This is a genomic window from Yoonia ponticola, from assembly GCF_014199395.1.
Taxonomy (GTDB): domain Bacteria; phylum Pseudomonadota; class Alphaproteobacteria; order Rhodobacterales; family Rhodobacteraceae; genus Yoonia; species Yoonia ponticola.
This window is the reverse complement of record NZ_JACIJM010000003.1, coordinates 1-16723: the sequence shown is the minus strand read 5'-3', so window position 1 is coordinate 16723 and position 16723 is coordinate 1. Positions and strand designations below refer to the sequence as shown.

17 protein-coding genes are annotated in these 16723 nt (G+C 52.4%); 6 read left to right on the top strand and 11 right to left on the bottom strand.

Features of this window, described 5'->3' with window-relative positions:
• Window positions 1–286: 286 nt before the first annotated feature.
• The 5 genes from FHS72_RS05130 to FHS72_RS05110 form a co-directional block, all read right to left on the bottom strand.
• The gene (locus tag FHS72_RS05130; RefSeq protein WP_183526612.1) at window positions 287–895 is read right to left on the bottom strand and encodes a class I SAM-dependent DNA methyltransferase; all 609 of its coding nucleotides are present in this window, start codon (window positions 893–895) and stop codon (window positions 287–289) included.
• 111 nt (window positions 896–1006) lie between these two features.
• On the bottom strand, window positions 1007–2248 hold the full coding sequence (locus FHS72_RS05125; protein ID WP_183526609.1) for a saccharopine dehydrogenase family protein: 1242 nt from the start codon (window positions 2246–2248) through the stop codon (window positions 1007–1009).
• A gap of 29 nt (window positions 2249–2277) precedes the next feature.
• Complete coding sequence (locus FHS72_RS05120; protein ID WP_183526606.1) at window positions 2278–3372, bottom strand: type III PLP-dependent enzyme domain-containing protein; 1095 nt, start codon at window positions 3370–3372, stop codon at window positions 2278–2280.
• Between the two features lie 308 nt (window positions 3373–3680).
• Window positions 3681–4814, bottom strand: a complete 1134-nt coding sequence (locus FHS72_RS05115; RefSeq protein WP_183526602.1) for a zinc-binding dehydrogenase — start codon at window positions 4812–4814, stop codon at window positions 3681–3683.
• Between the two features lie 98 nt (window positions 4815–4912).
• Window positions 4913–5554: a nitroreductase family protein gene (locus FHS72_RS05110; RefSeq protein WP_183526599.1), complete on the bottom strand. Its 642-nt coding sequence runs from the start codon at window positions 5552–5554 to the stop codon at window positions 4913–4915.
• 125 nt (window positions 5555–5679) lie between these two features.
• Between FHS72_RS05110 and FHS72_RS05105 the strand changes: the two genes are divergently transcribed.
• Window positions 5680–6054 (top strand): winged helix-turn-helix transcriptional regulator, encoded by a 375-nt coding sequence (locus FHS72_RS05105; RefSeq protein ID WP_183526597.1) that lies wholly within the window; start codon window positions 5680–5682, stop codon window positions 6052–6054.
• Between the two features lie 42 nt (window positions 6055–6096).
• Here FHS72_RS05105 and FHS72_RS05100 read toward each other — a convergent pair whose 3' ends face one another.
• The 6 genes from FHS72_RS05100 to FHS72_RS05075 all read right to left on the bottom strand — a co-directional run bounded on the left by FHS72_RS05100 (window position 6097) and on the right by FHS72_RS05075 (window position 11599).
• Window positions 6097–6855 (bottom strand): amino acid ABC transporter ATP-binding protein, encoded by a 759-nt coding sequence (locus FHS72_RS05100; RefSeq protein ID WP_183526595.1) that lies wholly within the window; start codon window positions 6853–6855, stop codon window positions 6097–6099.
• Entirely contained in the window at window positions 6852–7526 is a 675-nt protein-coding gene (locus FHS72_RS05095; protein WP_183526593.1) for an amino acid ABC transporter permease, read from the bottom strand. The genes FHS72_RS05100 and FHS72_RS05095 overlap by 4 nt, the downstream gene beginning before the upstream one ends.
• Before the next feature lie 5 nt (window positions 7527–7531).
• Window positions 7532–8284: an amino acid ABC transporter substrate-binding protein gene (locus tag FHS72_RS05090; RefSeq protein ID WP_183526590.1), complete on the bottom strand. Its 753-nt coding sequence runs from the start codon at window positions 8282–8284 to the stop codon at window positions 7532–7534.
• Window positions 8285–8793: 509 nt separating this feature from the next.
• The gene (gene dctP, locus FHS72_RS05085) at window positions 8794–9765 is read right to left on the bottom strand and encodes a TRAP transporter substrate-binding protein DctP (protein ID WP_183526588.1); all 972 of its coding nucleotides are present in this window, start codon (window positions 9763–9765) and stop codon (window positions 8794–8796) included.
• A 29-nt stretch (window positions 9766–9794) separates the two neighbouring features.
• Window positions 9795–11108 (bottom strand): TRAP transporter large permease, encoded by a 1314-nt coding sequence (locus FHS72_RS05080; protein ID WP_183526586.1) that lies wholly within the window; start codon window positions 11106–11108, stop codon window positions 9795–9797.
• Window positions 11105–11599 (bottom strand): TRAP transporter small permease, encoded by a 495-nt coding sequence (locus FHS72_RS05075; RefSeq protein ID WP_183526583.1) that lies wholly within the window; start codon window positions 11597–11599, stop codon window positions 11105–11107. Before FHS72_RS05075 ends, FHS72_RS05080 begins: the two co-directional genes overlap by 4 nt.
• A 1496-nt stretch (window positions 11600–13095) precedes the next feature.
• Here FHS72_RS05075 and FHS72_RS05070 point away from each other — a divergent pair.
• From FHS72_RS05070 to FHS72_RS05050, 5 genes are read left to right on the top strand one after another with little or no spacing between them, the layout of a single operon-like run.
• Window positions 13096–13764, top strand: coding sequence for a hypothetical protein (locus FHS72_RS05070; RefSeq protein ID WP_183526581.1), 669 nt, complete (start codon window positions 13096–13098; stop codon window positions 13762–13764).
• A 51-nt stretch (window positions 13765–13815) separates the two neighbouring features.
• The gene (locus FHS72_RS05065) at window positions 13816–14481 is read left to right on the top strand and encodes an ATP-binding cassette domain-containing protein (RefSeq protein ID WP_183526578.1); all 666 of its coding nucleotides are present in this window, start codon (window positions 13816–13818) and stop codon (window positions 14479–14481) included.
• Entirely contained in the window at window positions 14471–15208 is a 738-nt protein-coding gene (locus FHS72_RS05060) for a substrate-binding domain-containing protein (protein ID WP_183526575.1), read from the top strand. Before FHS72_RS05065 ends, FHS72_RS05060 begins: the two co-directional genes overlap by 11 nt.
• A gap of 13 nt (window positions 15209–15221) precedes the next feature.
• Entirely contained in the window at window positions 15222–16385 is a 1164-nt protein-coding gene (gene moeB / locus FHS72_RS05055) for a molybdopterin-synthase adenylyltransferase MoeB (protein ID WP_183526572.1), read from the top strand.
• A gap of 30 nt (window positions 16386–16415) precedes the next feature.
• A complete protein-coding gene (locus FHS72_RS05050) occupies window positions 16416–16652 on the top strand; it encodes a ThiF family adenylyltransferase (RefSeq protein WP_183526569.1) in 237 nt (78 codons plus the stop codon).
• Window positions 16653–16723: the final 71 nt, after the last annotated feature.

Here is a 16723-nt window from a genome sequence, read left to right as displayed (position 1 = left end):
GTTCTCCATCAATTACAACACTCGGCATATGCTGTCTTGACGAAGTCTGGATGGCACCGGTTCACGAAAATGTCATAGTTGAGTGTTTCGCTAGGGTAAAGCGCTGGAAGAGGTATTTCCCGCATTACTGGAAAGAATTTGCGAAAATATACTGCGGTGAATGAGATTTGGATACAGCTTTGGGTTGCAGGTGGGGCGTCAGCGCCCTTGGTGATTCTGCAGCGCGTCAGATTTAAACGATCCACGCTTTTGTAGCGCTTGACCGCTCCGAACCTTCAGTCGCCGTTCAAACCTTCTGCGCCAACCAAATCGTCGCACCACCGCATGTTGGGTCTTCTTTAACGTGACCAATCACATCAAAGCCATTCTCCTGCAACAAGCGACGATATTCGGTGCTGTCTAAGCTTCCATGATACAAAGGTTTGCCTGCATATGTCCCGATTGCTTCGCCCAGCGATGTGCCGCTGGTAAACATCAGCGCAGCGCCGGGGTAGCACAGACGGCTAAAGGTCTTGAACATCGGGCGCTGATCGTCAGGCTTAAGATGGAAAAAGCTGTGCCACGCTATCACGCCATGAAATTTACCCAAGGACTGAAAGTTGCGCATATCAGCGGTGATCCATGTCTGCTCAGGAAAGGTCTCACGCGCAAGCTTAGTCATTGCAACGGCAGCGTCAACGCCGGTGATCTGACAGTTGTTGTCATTAAAATACCGCGCAATCGGTTGCCCCGTGCCACACCCAAGATCCAGAATGTTGCGCCCGTCCGCCGGTGTGAGGGCAAGGAAGCGATCGAGCCAAGGCTGCTCAAAAAGGGTTTGGTTCCGCTGATCATTCCAAGATGGCGCGTTGTCCTGATACAGGCCTATAACAGCGTCAGCGGCATTTTCAGGCATCGGTGAATCCTCTTGCGATCAGGAGCACATCAGTACCAGTCTCCGGCGTCCCGTCGAAACCAATGCGAACAGCCAGCCCCGCATTTCCGAGGCTGGCTGGTTAAAGCGCAGTTAAGCCGCGTTCCATTCACGGTCGCCATTCGCGTCTTTGACGCGGGTTGGCAGGCCGATGGTGTCGAGAAGGGTGAACAGCGGTTTGGGGTCCAACTCTTCGACATTCATCATGACGCCTTTGTCATATGTGCCCTCCGCGATCAGCATTGCCATAGCCACCGGAGGGACGCCTGCGGTGTAGGAAATCCCTTGGCTGCCAACTTCGTTATAGGCGTCTTTGTGATCGGCCACGTTGTAGACAAAGACTTCGACTTCTTCGCCGTTCTTGGTGCCTTTGACCAGATCGCCGATGCAGGTCTTGCCCGTGTAATTCGGCGCGAGGCTGGACGGGTCAGGCAACACAGCTTTGACAAGCTTAAGCGGCACCACTTCGAGGCCTTCTGCCGTGGTCACTGGCTGCTCGGACAACAGGCCAAGGTTTTGCAGGACCGTAAAAACGTTGATGTAGTGATCGCCAAAGCCCATCCAGAACCGGATATCGGCCTGCGGGTAGTTTGCGGCGAGCGAATGCACCTCGTCGTGGCCGGACATATAGGCTTTTTGTTTGCCGACGACGGGCAAGTCCCATTCGCGGCCCACTTCGAACATCTTGTTTTCCTGCCACGCGCCCTGCTGCCAGCTATAGACCGTGCCAGTAAATTCACGAAAGTTGATCTCGGGGTCAAAGTTGGTCGAGAAATACTTGCCGTGGTTGCCCGCGTTGATGTCGACGATGTCGATGGATGTGACCTCGTCCATGAATTCGTCCACCGCAAAGCGCGCAAACGCGTTAACCATGCCAGGATCAAACCCAGCGCCCAAAATCGCGGTGACACCCGCAGCGGCGCAATCTTCGCGGCGTTTCCATTCGTAGTTGCCGTACCATGGCGGCGTTTCGCAAATCTTGGTCGGGTCTTCGTGGATCGCGGTGTCGATATAAGCGGCACCCGTTTGGATGCAGGCCTCGAGCACCGTCATGTTCACAAAAGGCGAGCCCACGTTAATCACGATTTGCGCACCCGTTTCGGTGATCAATGCGGTCACCGCAGCAGTGTCCATCCCGTCAACAGCATGGGCCTTGAATACACCGTCCTGTTTCATTGCGTCTTTGGCGTGCACGCTTGCGATGATCGCCTCACACTTGGCGATTGTACGGCTTGCGATATGAAGATCGCCCAAAACGTCGTTATTTTGCGCACATTTATGTGCAACAACTTGTGCGACGCCACCAGCGCCAATGATCAGGACATTACGTTTCATGTATCCAAGAGACCTCTTATTTTGGTGAGTTATGACAGTGCCGCAGCAAAGTCGTCATAGTTGAAATCACGCACCATGCGTGTGGTGCCATCAAGTTCGCGGATCGCAATGCTTGGCATTTTGACCCCGTTGAACCAGTTTTTCTTAACCATTGTGTAGCCCGCCGCGTCCTGAAACGAAAGCCGATCCCCCGCCTTGAGCGGCGCATCAAAGCGGAACTCGCCAAAGATATCACCCGCAAGGCAGGATTTGCCGCAGATCATCCACTGCTCATTTCCGGTGTTCGGGGAAACCTTTGCAGACTCGCGGTAGATCAGCAAATCCAGCATATGCGCCTCGATAGAACTATCAACGATAGCGAGGTTCTTGCCGTTGTGCATCGTATCCAACACCGTGACTTCCAATGTGGCAGCGCCCGTGATCGCCGCTTCTCCGGGCTCAAGATAGACTTGGATGCCGAAATTCTGCGCGAATGCCTTGAGCCGCGCAGCAAGGCGGTCCAGCGGATAGTCTTTACCTGTAAAGTGGATACCGCCCCCCAGACTGATCCAATCCATTTTGTGGATCACCGCGCCGAAACGGTCTTCGATCAAACTCAGCATCTCGTCGAACCGCGCGAAGCTATCGTTTTCGCAGTTGTTGTGGAACATCAGACCACTGATCTGATCCGCAACCGCGTCAATCGCAGCAGGGTCGTGTTCGCCCAAACGGCTGAACGGACGCGCCGGATCAGCAAGGTCAAAGTCAGACGTGGACACGCCGGGATTAACCCGCAGTCCACGGATATGACCCTGAGACTGCCCCGCGAACTTGGTTAACTGCCCGATCGAATTAAAGATAATCTTGTCCGAACATGCCAAAACCTGATCAATCTCGTGATCCGCATAAGCCACGGAATAGGCGTGGGTTTCGCCCGAAAATTTCTCGTGGCCCAAGCGGACTTCATACAAAGATGACGACGTCGACCCGTCCATATACTCGGCCATGAAATCAAAGACCGACCATGTGGCAAAGCACTTGAGCGCGAGCAGGCATTTTGCACCTGACGCCTCACGTAGCCACGCGATCTTTTCGAGATTGGGCAGCAAGCGTGACTTGTCGATGAGATAATAAGGTGTTTGCACGGCGATAGCTTTCTACGAAACCGCACCAGTTGCAGGTGCCAAGAACGGTAAGAGATATCGCATGAGCACGCGGCGTGCTTTTGTCGCGGATATGTGACTCCCGAGTATTCGACTGGGCTTTCGCACATTTCACGCAGGAGGCGCAATAATTTATGCGGGATACTTCGCGAGCAAAGTTTTCCCGAAACCCCAAGGGTCGTTAATCGGGCTCGTGGCTGACCGTCCTGCCGGACCGCATTAAAACGCAGAACGCGCCCCAACACGACATTGTGCTGGAGCGCTTATTAGCAAACTAATTAACGACCGCGTTACAACGGAAGCTGTGGGTTGATCAGGAACTTAGCGCCTGTCTTTTTAGCATTGTAGCGTGCCACGACGTCGGCTTGCAGTGCGTCGGCGAGCGAAATCTCGTCAGAGTAATCGTTCGCAAAGGTCGTTGTGAGTTCCGCGACAACCCGCGCGCGCATCCGTCCAGCAACCTCTTGACCGACACGGGCAAGGAAGTTTGGCAGCAACCATCCGCTAACGCCCCACGCCATACCATAGCCGCGTGTCAGGATTGTTTCGGACGTGTCCAAAGCACCGTAGAGATAGACTTGTTTATGCTTCACGGACCCGTAGATGCTGTAGGCACCAGGTGTGCGTGCTGCTGCCGCTTCCATCGCGCTTAGGATATCAGACGCCAAGCGTCCGCCACCCGTCGCATCAAAGGCCAATGTCGCACCAGATGCGTGTACGGCATCTGTGAGATCAGCCATAAAGCTGTCTTTCGAGCTATCCACGACATACTCTGCACCCATATCGCGCAACAATTTTTCCTGCGCCGCAGAGCGGACGACATTAACCAGTTGCACACCGTCAGCTTGACAGATGCGGTTCAACATCTGGCCCAAGTTCGACGCGGCGGCGGTATGAACAAGGGCTGTGTGCCCCTCAAGCCGCATGACTTCGACCATAGACGACGCCGTCAGCGGGTTGACGAAACAGGCGGCACCATCTTTTGCGGTATGATCCGGCCCTAGCGGCAAACACATCGCAGCCTTCACAAGGCGGTATTGCGCATACATTTCGCCGCCCATCAGGCCAACCACTTTGCCCATAAGCTCTTGAGCATTTTCACCAGCAGCAACAACAGTACCGCTGCCTTCGTTACCAATGGTCAGGTCTTGGCCAACGCGGGCCTTCATCACGTCCATGCCGTGCTCTGACACTGGCGCTTTAAGCACCGTGTCGGCGCCTGTGCCTGTTGATGTGGCCTTGTCCATTGAGGACCAACCAAACATCACGCCTTGATCTGACGGGTTGATCGGGGCGGCCTCTACGCGGACCAAGACTTCGTCTGGACCTGGTGTCGGCATCTGCTTTTCAGCAAGGCGCATTTGAAGTTCACCATCGGCACTGACAGTGGAAATCATCTGAAGATATGTATCGGGCAGGGACATTTTGTTCACTTTCTTGAATGAGATTTGCGCGGACCCAAGCACGACATGGTCGAGACCTGCTTGGGGGTGGGGCGCAATTCGAGGTATGACCTTGTGGATTAAGCGACGTAGCTGACCATGGTTTCAGCTGACTTGCGCACTTTCTTCATTGGCAACAACCAATCACCAGACGCATCACGGTAGCCCAGAGGTAATAGAATAACCGACCGCAACCCGCGCTCTGATAGGTCTAAAATCTCGTCTACCTTGCTTGGGTCAAAACCTTCCATTGGGGTGCTGTCTACTTGTTGTTCGGCGGCTGCAACTAGCGCTACGCCCAACGCGATATAGGCTTGGCGGGCGGCATGCGCGTAGTTCACCTCGGCGTCGCGTGGCACATAGTTGCTTTTCAAATTGTCGTAGTAAGCGTTCAGCATTGGCAGATCGCCCCGTGCCGCAACATTGAGATCAGTCACCTCGTCGATGCGGTCGTCTGTGTAGTTATCCCACGCAGCAAAGACCAACAGGTGCGAGCCATCGGTGATCTGAGCTTGATCGCCCGCAGCTTTTTGAATCTCTGCCAATGTGTCGGGGTTGGTTACAACGATCAATTCGAATGGCTGTGTGCCGCTGGATGTTGGCGTCATGCGGATTGCTTCGATGATGACATCTAGCTTGTCTTGTGGAACCACTTTGGTCGCGTCCATTTTCTTGGTTGCGTAGCGCCAGTTCAACTGGTCGAGTAGGGTGCTTTTGGTCATAATATTGGTCCTATTGTGGGCACTGACTTAGTGCGGTATACATTTGTTACCTGATATATATTGAGAACCTAATTCAGCCACAAGAAGGCACAGAAAAGAACCTCGGTCACAAAAAGGGAACCGACATGTTAGACTCACAGCAATGCCCCGACTGCCAACGGATCAACGAGGTTTTATCGCGTGTCGGTGATCGCTGGAGCGTGCTCGTCATCATATCGCTGGCCCGCTACGGAACGCTTCGTTTTAACGAGTTGAAGCGGAATTTGAGCATTTCTCAACGCATGCTAAGCCTCACATTAAAAGAGCTGGAACGCGACGGTTTGGTTAACCGGACCTACCATCCGACGATTCCGCCAAAAGTGGAATACAATCTAACGCCCATGGGCCAGTCATTCCGCGAACCCGTCAGCGCGTTGGGGTATTGGGCTTTGGATAATCTTGCGGCGATTGATGCTGCACGTGCGGACTACGACGCTGCCGCCGCTGAAAAGCAATCGTGACTGGCTCATCCGAGACGCCATGCCCAGACCGTAATCCCGTGACTAAGACCCAGTCTTAGCAACACGCCGCAAAAACGCTTGGGTGCGGGGATCTTGAGGTGTCTCTAGCAGCTTTTCGGGTGTGCCTTGCTCGACAATCTGTCCGTCAGACATAAAAATAATCCGATCCGCGATCTCGCGCGCGAACTGCATCTCATGGGTGACGATCAGCATCGTCTGACGTTTCTCAGCAACGCGGCGCATGAGGTCTAAAACCTCGCCGACCCATTCAGGATCAAGAGCCGACGTTGGTTCATCAAACAACATCAAATCGGCATCCAACGCCATAGCACGGCCAATCCCGACACGCTGCTGTTGTCCGCCAGACAAGGCTGCAGGGTATGAATTTGCCTTGTCGGCCAAACCCGTCTCGCGCAAAATCTCGTCAGCGCGGGCCTGTGCATCTGCTTTGGATTGGCCTTTGACGGTGATCAACGCCTGCGTGATGTTCTGGCGGGCGGTTTTGTTGGCAAACAGGGCGTAGTTTTGAAACACAAACGACGTCCTGCGGCGCAGGGCCAGAATGTCGGATCGCGATGCCTTGGCCGGATTAACCGTCAGATCACCAACCCGAATGGTCCCGCTGTCTGGTCGGTCAAGATAATTCAGACACCGCAGCAGCGTCGATTTGCCTGTCCCTGACGGCCCGATCACAACGACACGTTCACCGGGGGCAATGTCCAACGAGATATCTTTCAGAACAGATGTCTCGCCAAAGGACTTGTTCAGCCCGTTTATCGAAATGCCAGCATGTGAGGTCATCGTGCATACGCCTTGTTCAGATAGGTTTCCAAGTGCCGTTGGGCAAAGGACAACGCCTCGACCATGATCCAGTAGATCGCAGCGACAACCAGAAACGCCTCAAAGTATAGAAAACTGCCCGCAGCCTCTTTTTGTGTCGCCCCCATCAGTTCCGTGACGCCCAAGGTGAACGCAAGCGAGGTGCCTTTAATCATGTCAATGAAGTAGTTCACCAACGTTGGTGCGGCCACGCGTGCGGCTTGCGGCAGGATAATCTGAAGCATCATTTGCGTCTGGGTCATGCCAACGGCTTGGGCGGCTTCCCACTGGCTGCGATCCACACCCAAAATAGCTGCACGAATACTCTCGGCCATATAAGCAGAAAAATGCAACGTTAGCCCCATGATGGTCGCCGTGACACCATCAATCGTGGTCAAAAATGCCAGCACCTGCGGCAAGCCGAAATAGAACAAGAACAACTGCACCAGCAGCGGGGTGCCGCGAAAGAAGCTGATGAAAAGACGTACAAAAACGTCGAGCACTGGCACGCGAAACACCCGTTCAACGGCCATAACCGACGCGAGTATAAGCGCGAAAAACATCCCCACCAACGCCATAAACAGCGTCAGCGGAACGTATCCCAAAAGAACGGGGACCAAGTCCCACATGTATGCGAAATCCAGTGCTCGCATAAAGGTTACTCCGCGACCGAGATATCAACGCCAAACCACTTTTCAGAAATGTCGGCCATTGTGCCGTTTTCCTTCAACGTGGTGATGGCCGCATCGACGCGATTGCGCATGGCGACGCCGTCTTCGTCATTGCGGAACGGCAATGCGTTGCGGATTTCGCTGAACGGCTTGCCTGCAAGCGCCAGCGGTAGCGGGCTTTCCGCGATCAACTGGGCAGAGGACACGCGGTCCATCACAAATGCGTCCACGCGGCCAAGCGCGGTGTCTTGCGCAATATTGCTTTCGTAGGTGCGGATGTCGATTTGATCGGCATTCGGCAACGCGCTCAACAATTGCTCAAAGTTAGATCCCAAGTTGACCGCGACAGTCTTGCCGCTGAGGTCTTCGACACTGGCAATTGTATCTTCATTGCCCTCTTTGACCACAACTTGCGCGCCATCAAAGACATAGGGCTGTGAAAAGGCGAACTTTGCTTCGCGTTCGGGTGTAATCGTGATCTGATTGGCAATCGTGTCGATCCGACCTGTTTCCAACGCGCCAACCAGACCGGAAAACGACATTGTGACAAAGTTCACATCGTCGCCTGTTTCAGCAGCGATTGCGTTGATAAAATCAACCTCGAACCCTTGCAGAACGTCAAGCTTGACGAAAGTGAAAGGGAAGTAGCCGCCCGACATGCCCACGTTCAGTGTATCGGCCTGTGCCGCGCCAAAGGACGTCGAAAGGGCAAGTGCGAGTGTTGCTAAAGATTTGTTCATTGTATTTCTCCGTTCGTTAATGCGGCACGTAACATGTCTAACGCATGCTTCAATGGCGTGAACAAAGACAGGACCAGCGTCGCGCATAAGGCGTCCGGTCTGGGAAATCGTTCTGCGTGGACGACTTTTTGAGAACTAAATTGCCGTTGCTGTCTGCAGTGCGACAGGGCAGGGTGCTCGTCAGAAGATCGGCCGCGCTTGGTCTGGTTCAGTTGTGCTGGTCAGTGACAATCGGTCAGTGCTCGTCATTAAACGCTTTAGCGGAAGGTGGCGAGGAGAAAGTGCGCATCTGTTTGAGCGCAAGTCTTTGTAAATAAACCTAAATAGGTAACATGAGAGTCCCATACTTCACATCCCACAACGCGATGAAGCTAGTGAGTGGATCTGAAATAGCAAAAATTCGAGCCAAAATCGCGAAGATATCACTCGCATTCCACGATGCTGATGCCGTGCCCATGACGCAGCGGCTGTACCAAAGATGGTGCGGCCTAAACCGCACCAACGGTTGTTTACTTTACCAGAAGGTCGCGCAGTCGTCCGCCAGCGTCTGGGCTCGCTGCCATGACTGGTTTCCAACCCTCTTCGTTTGACATCTTAACAAAGGTGTCCAACTGCTCGCCTTCTAGCTGGATCGTTGTGATGCCATATTCGGCCTGATGCGCAAATTCGGCGTCTGCAAGCGCGTTGTAGCGATCAGCCTCACCTTCAAATGCGATCATCTGCTCGGTCAGGAAGTCTTGCTGCTCTTGAGACAGTTCGTTCCAGCTCGCATCGCTGAAATAAACACCTGTCTCAACTTGATTAAAGCCGGGCTCGATCCGTGCCGCCGTTTTTTCCTGCCAGCCAAGGTCAAACACACCGAGCGACGGCCATGCGTATCCGTCAATTGTCCCGCGCTCCAGTGCTGTAAAGACTTCGCCCGGGGCCGTTTGGACTGGCGTGATCCCGAGTGCGGAAAAGAACGATTGGTAAACGGGTGCAGAGCGAACTTTCAATGCGTCGAAGTCGACGCCATCGGGAAGTTCCGACAAATAAATGTAGTACTGAATGTTCTGTGTAAGACGCCCCAGCCAGTGAATCTTGGCTTTCTCGCGGTGCAGTTGGTCAAGCAGATCATAGCCGCCATTTTCACGTAACTCGTCCATCGACATATTCGTCAGCGTCATGGCCATACCCTCGGGAACGAGGTTTGCGTGATAGACGGCTGTCGTGTTGGCCAGATCAATGATCCCACCGCGCAGTGCGTTACCCACTTCGAATGGTGGCATCGCTTCGGGGCCACCGATAACGTCGATCTGCACGATCCCTTTGCCGTTCTCGTTCACACGCTCAACAAAGCTTTCAAACGGATCGTAAAAGACGGTGCCGAGTTGGAACGCCGAAACCGCACGCAGGACAACTTCCTCTGCTTGGGCCATGCTGCCGAGGCCTGATATTGCCACCGTCGTGGCGAATACGAATGTTTTGGCGTTGAAAGTCATTATGTGTCTCCGTTGGATGAATGTAGTGATCAGTGAAGTAGGGACGGCAAGAACATCGTCAGCGCTGGCACGAACAACATGAGTGCCAAGACAACCAATTCGATCAGGATGAAGGGCACGGCCGCCTTATAGATTTGCAGAAGCGGTGTTTGTCGGCTGGATCCTTGCATGACCATCAGCAACAGTCCGAAAGGCGGCGTAAGCAGACCTAACTCGATCGCAACCAGCATCATCAAGCCCAACCAGACCGGATCAATACCCGCGGATTGGGCGATGGGCATAAAGAAGGGCAGGGTGATCATCATGATCGAAATCTGGTCGATCAAGCACCCCATAACCAAGATGATACCGAGCATTGTCAGGATCAGAACCATTGGTGTTGGGTCAACATCGCGGATGACTTGCATAAAGCCTGACGTGGCCCCAGAGAAGGACAATATCTGCGAGAACGTCATCGAGGCTACGATGATGAACAGGATCGAAATCGAGACCTTAGCGGTTTCCATCAATGACTTCACGAGATTGGTCAGATTGAGTTTGCGGTAAGCGATGGTGGCAATCAGGGCCGCGATTGATCCAAGTGCCGCCGCTTCGGTTGGTGTGGCAATGCCTGTTAACATGCCGCCGATGACAGCGAAAAAGATGCCGGACAAAGGCACGACATCCCGGAGGAATGGGATATACCGCTCGCGCTTGGTCAGAATCACGGTCTTGTCTTCGCGCGGGGCGCTGGACGGTGACCAAACAGCCGTCAGGATAACGAACACCAAAAACGACACAGCCATAAGCAGTCCGGGCAACAGGCCGCCGATCAACAGTTGTGAAATGGATATGCCTGACAATGATCCCAGCATCACCGCAAGAGCCGAGGGTGGGATCAGAACTGCGATGCCACCAACCGCCATCGCAGGACCAAAGGTTAGCGTTGGTGAATAGCCGCGCCGCAACATGTCTTGTGACAACGTGCCACCCAACATCGCCGTATTGGCAATAGAAGACCCCGAAAGTGCTGCAAACGTGGTGCCGCCCACAACTGTCACACAGGCCAACCGCGCGGGCAGCCGCACCAACATCTTTTCCACAGCGTCAATCGCTTTGTATGCGAGGCCTGTGTGAAACAACAACTCGCCCATTAAAACGAAGAGCGGAATGGGGGCCAACGCAAAGGAATTGACCGAACCGGAGGCGTTGCGCACCAGTTGGACAAGTCCGGCTTCACCGCCCAAGAATATCCAAGCGCCAATCAGATTAGCCCCTAAAAAGGCAAAGGCCACAGGCAATCCGATTGCGAATTGTACGGCGAGCAGACAAATCATCATTAACAGGATTTCTGACCAGATCATTGAACTTCTCCCCAAGCGAGGCGCACCAGAAATTCGACGCTGCACAGCGCAAAACACCAGATGACAGGGACCATCATCCACCATTCGGGAAAGACAAGATTTTTGAAGACAATTGAACCAGAGCTAAAGCTATCGCGTGCCGCAGAGATCGCCAGCCATGTCACGATGACTGAAATGGCCAAACCCAGCGCGTAAGACGCACGCAACAGAAAAGTGGCAATGAACGCAGGCACAACACGCAACAAGATATCGACATTCACATGCCCAGCTTGACGCAACACCCATGGGGCGCCACCAAAGGTCGAAACGGTCAACAGATATTCGGTCAACTCGTTAAGCCACGGCCATTTGGCCAACCCTAAGTTCCGTATCAGAATGTCTGCCGAAACGATAAGCGCAAGTAGCCCGAAACCGGCCCCTGCTATGGCTCCGGACAGTGAAAAGAGAGTATTTAACTTTGGGTGCAAAGCAATTTCCGCCTTGTTTAGCATTGGTTTAGATCAGTAAAGTACTTTAGATTTGAATTAGTCAAGCGTTAAAGCTTAGAAATTTACGGTGCTTTGCTGCGGAGCGTGGCCTGCACGATTTTTGGGCGTTTCATACTTTAAGTATGCTGCGGGCCGAGAGCCGCCGAGATAAATAGACCTGCCAAATTACTACGTGGTGCGCAGAGATGAATGCCCACAGGAATCTGGCACTGATGAAAGTTGTGAGGCTAAACGGACGGTCAGCGGTCATTCGCTGCGCTTTCCAGCGATGTCGGTTGTGGGGGACAACCCGGACCTTAGTATCCGAAAAACCAAAGGCTGATTTCAAAGTGACGGCATGCGCAGGTAAGAGTAACGATGGTCGAAAACTAACCTTTGGTGAAAATTTTGGACCTTAGAGACGAAGTGGCCTGGGTCGAACTTGTGTCACGGCGATCAGGTTGAGCAAAGTTGGCCGCAGCGGACGAGTGTTTCATTAGCCGCCAATGCAAGCCAAACGTAGGGTCGTCGCAGTATTTGAAAAATACTGACTTGTTGAAAGGCTGTCTTCTGAGTTGAAAATGTGCAACGGTCCCGCAACCGAAGAGGACACTCGTATGGCCCCGCGTTCATTTTTTGCGATTTTTCTTTCGCTCATGATCTTGATAAGCGCATCGGGCTATCTTCAGTCCTTCCATGTGATGACTACCAATAACCAATCGAATTCTGTTGCGGATATGCGCGGGAATTCAACCACTGCGATGGTTCATGCCGGTGTCCAGCCTGAACGCGTTACCAAGTCGTCGCATGTCCCTGACCTAAACATGCATAAGTCACATGGCACGGCACTTAAGGGGAAATCTGAAAACGGGCACAATATGAAAAAGTGTTGTTCGTCCGGTCAGATGGTGGCTGGCTGTGCGCTTATGCCTATTAGCACGCTGAACGAACCAGTGGTCTGGTCGAAACCGGACAACGTTCATGTTCTTGTTTACCTTTGGCATGACACATTATGGCCTAGCATTAGGCCTCCGACGCCCCAATTGCCCCCCCGTATAACCTAGGTTTCGCTGACGTTTGGTCGACGATTTCCGGGCTTTCCAATTGATCTGTTGGTTTTGGTTTCGCGTCACAGCGCCGTTATGGCGGGTGACCTGAAGTTTGCTACAACGCCTTTGATTTTGGCATTATGCAAAAACAACCTTTCATTTGTGTTTTCCCTCTATTTTCTGACCACTTTTCGGAGCCATTGCGCGCGCCGCAGATCCGTCTGTCTTGTGTGCAATGAAGGGTAAAACCCTTTCCTTTCAAAACGTCAGCGATGTCTTTCCAAAAAATTACCAAGCTGCAGAATTGTTTTTCGTGGGCGTTAAGCAACCAAGAGACATGCGGCAAGTTAACTTGTTGTTTTAAAACAATAAAAGTTAATATTTGCGTTGCAATTCACAATGTACTCATTAACATTTGATGAACGAAAGCCTGCGACCACCGTTCATCTTAATCATTTATATGAGGTTTCCATGAAACTCACTGCATTCACTTTGCTTTCCGGTTCCGTACTTGCGTTGACTGTCGGTACAGTTCCATTTGGCATCACGCACTTATCGGCCCAAACTACCACCGAAGATCAAGGCGACGCTGCATTACACTGCACGCATTTCCCAAAGGACTGCGAAACTGCGGACGAAAGCGCCGATGCCGACACAATGACCGATGATCATGTTGCTATGACCCAAACCGCAGCTGGCCCAATTGAGCCGGGTCAAGGGATGTTTGGCGCGATATCAGAAATCAGCACAATCATCGAGAATTCTGGCGCAGATTGGGACAAGGTTGATCTAGATGCCCTTTGGGAGCACCTGAAAGACATGGATGCCCTGATGACATACGCCAAGGTCGAAAAAACCGAACTTGATAACGGCCTCAACATGATCATCACGGGCGAAGGGCCAGCCAGACGTGCCGTAAACAATATGATCCCAGCACATTCTGAATTCTTAAAAGCGGTGCGCCCGGATTGGGCAATCGATTTCTCGAATGAAGGTGACACATATACCGTAGTGGTTACATCAGACGATCCGCTTGAAGTGGCAAAAATTCAGGCGCTCGGGTTCTCGGGGTTTATGGTGCAAGACGACCATCACGCAGCGCACCACCTCGGGATCGGGGTCGGAACAACAGAGCACTAAGTAAAGTCGGACACCCGGCTACCCACACTCTTAAAAAGTAGGACTTGTTGAATGATTTGTTCAATAAAACGGCTTAGGGCCGAAGCAAATAATCGTGCGCTGTTCGACATATCAGCTGTGTTATTAGATGGGCGGTGTTGCACAATTTACGGGCCGTCCGGCATAGGCAAGTCAACGTTCCTGCGTGGTCTTGCCAATGGCCACGCAGACGGCGAGGTCAAGGGGATTAAATTCAGCAAGCTGTTGAAATTTAATGGTGAAATAGCAAATATCCGCTACATCGCGCAACATCCGCCCCGCTTTGAATTCACAGTAGATAAGTTCTTCAAAAAGATGCTGGTCGCAAATCATGACTGCATCGGGTGCGATGACACGCTGCAAGACATCATTGAGGCTTTCGACCTGACCTCTATCTTGTTGTCCAGCATGATGCAGATTTCGGGTGGGCAATTGCACCGCGTACATCTCGCAGCGGCACTCGCATCAAGTGCTGAACTGCTTTTGCTGGATGAACCAACAGCAGCTTTAGACCGCAGCAATTCGGCAATCTTGATGCGGTTACTGCGGGAATTCATCGCAAACCGCAATGGCTACATCATTTGCTGTACACATGATCCCAACTTTCTATGGGAAAGCGGCAATGAGCCTTGCTGGAACTCTGTCGAATTTCCGACATTTGTCAGCATCAAGCCGCCGAATGTACACCATGTTATTTAAAGTCCTTACCGCACTTTCGATACTGTGGGCCGCACCCGGGAAAGCCGAGCAAGATATCACCTTTGGCATGACAACTACCCAAGAAGCATCGGGTTTCGCCAATGCCTTGCTTGGCGAAATGAAGACCGCCTTTCCAACATTTGACCTGAGCTATTCCATCGCGGGAACGTCGCAACAATTGCGCGTATTGCAGGATGGTTTTGTGCCCTTTGCGATCACCCATAACGCGGCCAAAGAACAAGAATTGATCGCGCAAGGAGATCACACACGGCAAATTCTATTTGCCAATGACTTTCTATTTGTGGGACCTGAAACCAGCACGATCACGTGCCAATCAATACATGAATGTTTGGCCGCGTTATTACAAAGCGACGAGACTTTTATGTCCCGCGGGGATCAGTCAGGTACGCACGCTTACGAAATGGCGCAGTGGGCTATTGCGGGCATCGATCCTAATGCGCTGGAAAATTATCAGGTGTCGTCGGGGGGAGCCGCCAACAGCCTGCGCATCTGCGGCATCCGCAATTGCCATATCATTGTCGATGAAAGTTCATTCTCCACCAGTCAACGCAATGGGCTAGTCGAGATCGCGCGCGATCCGGGAACGAACCTCTACTCTCTCATTTCCGCAATCGATTTCGCGCAAGGGGCCGGTCAGGACATTCTTCTTTGGGTGGAAAATGAAGCCCCCAGAATTAGCGAAAAATTTGGATACAGAAGACCATGAAGGAACCAAAGTTATGCTAAAACAAAGCGAAATTCTACGATATAACCGCAACATGAAGCTTTTCGAAGTTGGATTGGAAGGCCAAGAAAAACTAAAGTCTGCACGGGTTCTGGTCATTGGTGCAGGCGGTCTTGGATCACCGGCCCTTTTGTACCTAGCTGCCGCAGGTGTCGGGACAATCGGGATCATCGACCAAGACGTTGTCGACGAAACCAACCTTCAGCGACAGGTCATCCATGCCACCGACCAAGTCGGAAAACCCAAAGTCGATTCCGCGCGTGCAGCCATCGCCCGGCTAAACCCAAACATCAATGTCAAAATCTATAGCGAGTTTCTCGATGCGGCGAACGCTTACGATATCGTTAGTTTCTACGACATTGTGTTGGATGGCTGCGATAACCTTGCAACCCGTTACATCCTGAACGACGCGTGTAAACTGGCCGGGATCCCGTTCGTTTATGCAAGCATTTACAAATTTGAAGCACAGATCACTGTTTTGGGTATGGAAGACGGCCCATGCTATCGGTGCCTGTTCCCCGAACCTCCTGCAGACGTGCCAACATGCGGCGATGCTGGTGTTTTGGGCATGCTTCCTGGCATTGCGGGCTGCATGCAAGCGACCGAAGCTGTGAAATACATCGTCGGTTTCGGTGAAAGCTTAAGCGGGCGCATGTTGAACATGGACATCGCAAGCCACGATTATGACATGGTCCGCGTGCCACGTCGTGCCGATTGCCCCGCCTGTGCGGGTAAGTTCACCAAAGTAGGCGATCTTCCCTCTGATGCTATTTGTGGCATCGATTTGCCACCACCAGCCCCCGTTCAACAAGTGCCTGTTGTGACTGCACATCAGTTACGGCGACAGATATCGTCTGGCAAAACTGCGCTTGTCGATGTGCGAGATAATTTTGAATTCATGTATGGCCACCTGCCATCATCAATTTCAATTCCAGCCTCCCTGATGCGCAAAGCGGATGCTGACGGTAAATATCTTGACCGTATTTTGCAGCAAACCAATGGGCACGACATCGTCTTTTATTGCAAATCTGGCCTGCGATCCAAAAACGTACTGATCGCGCTTAAGGATCGGCTGGACGAACGCAATATCAAGGCAAGTTCCCTTGATGGTGGTGTCGTTCAATGGAAACGCGAAAACCCGGATTTTCCTGTTTTGTAGGAAAAATACGGCTGAAACGAAAGAAATACTATGACCAAACACGTCGTCGAAGAACGGTATTCACGGCAGATACCGATAATGGGTTCCGAAGGTATTGAACGGTTGAAAGGCAGCACTGTCTTTGTGGGCAGGTGCGGCGGTGTCGGTGGCACCGTGGTTAATTATCTGATGCGGTCGGGCGTTGGGAAATTAATCTGTGCGCACGGTGGGAACATCACCCCTGAATACCTGAACCGAATGCAATTTGAGGTGCCCCTAGATTTGTAGACGCTTTGCTTGGTAATTTTGGAACCAAGGAGAGACGGATATGAACAAAGGAATACGGTTTACAGACGAGT

Bases quoted from the DNA above. Each gene is read 5' to 3' on its own strand.
- FHS72_RS05130 (WP_183526612.1), bottom strand. From the start codon at position 895: ATGCCTGAAAATGCCGCTGACGCTGTTATAGGCCTGTATCAGGACAAC.
- FHS72_RS05125 (WP_183526609.1), bottom strand. From the start codon at position 2,248: ATGAAACGTAATGTCCTGATCATTGGCGCTGGTGGCGTCGCACAAGTT.
- FHS72_RS05115 (WP_183526602.1), bottom strand. From the start codon at position 4,814: ATGTCCCTGCCCGATACATATCTTCAGATGATTTCCACTGTCAGTGCC.
- FHS72_RS05110 (WP_183526599.1), bottom strand. From the start codon at position 5,554: ATGACCAAAAGCACCCTACTCGACCAGTTGAACTGGCGCTACGCAACC.
- FHS72_RS05105 (WP_183526597.1), top strand. From the start codon at position 5,680: ATGTTAGACTCACAGCAATGCCCCGACTGCCAACGGATCAACGAGGTT.
- FHS72_RS05100 (WP_183526595.1), bottom strand. From the start codon at position 6,855: ATGACCTCACATGCTGGCATTTCGATAAACGGGCTGAACAAGTCCTTT.
- FHS72_RS05095 (WP_183526593.1), bottom strand. From the start codon at position 7,526: ATGCGAGCACTGGATTTCGCATACATGTGGGACTTGGTCCCCGTTCTT.
- FHS72_RS05090 (WP_183526590.1), bottom strand. From the start codon at position 8,284: ATGAACAAATCTTTAGCAACACTCGCACTTGCCCTTTCGACGTCCTTT.
- dctP (WP_183526588.1), bottom strand. From the start codon at position 9,765: ATGACTTTCAACGCCAAAACATTCGTATTCGCCACGACGGTGGCAATA.
- FHS72_RS05080 (WP_183526586.1), bottom strand. From the start codon at position 11,108: ATGATCTGGTCAGAAATCCTGTTAATGATGATTTGTCTGCTCGCCGTA.
- FHS72_RS05075 (WP_183526583.1), bottom strand. From the start codon at position 11,599: ATGCTAAACAAGGCGGAAATTGCTTTGCACCCAAAGTTAAATACTCTC.
- FHS72_RS05070 (WP_183526581.1), top strand. From the start codon at position 13,096: ATGAAACTCACTGCATTCACTTTGCTTTCCGGTTCCGTACTTGCGTTG.
- FHS72_RS05065 (WP_183526578.1), top strand. From the start codon at position 13,816: ATGATTTGTTCAATAAAACGGCTTAGGGCCGAAGCAAATAATCGTGCG.
- FHS72_RS05060 (WP_183526575.1), top strand. From the start codon at position 14,471: ATGTTATTTAAAGTCCTTACCGCACTTTCGATACTGTGGGCCGCACCC.
- moeB (WP_183526572.1), top strand. From the start codon at position 15,222: ATGCTAAAACAAAGCGAAATTCTACGATATAACCGCAACATGAAGCTT.
- FHS72_RS05050 (WP_183526569.1), top strand. From the start codon at position 16,416: ATGACCAAACACGTCGTCGAAGAACGGTATTCACGGCAGATACCGATA.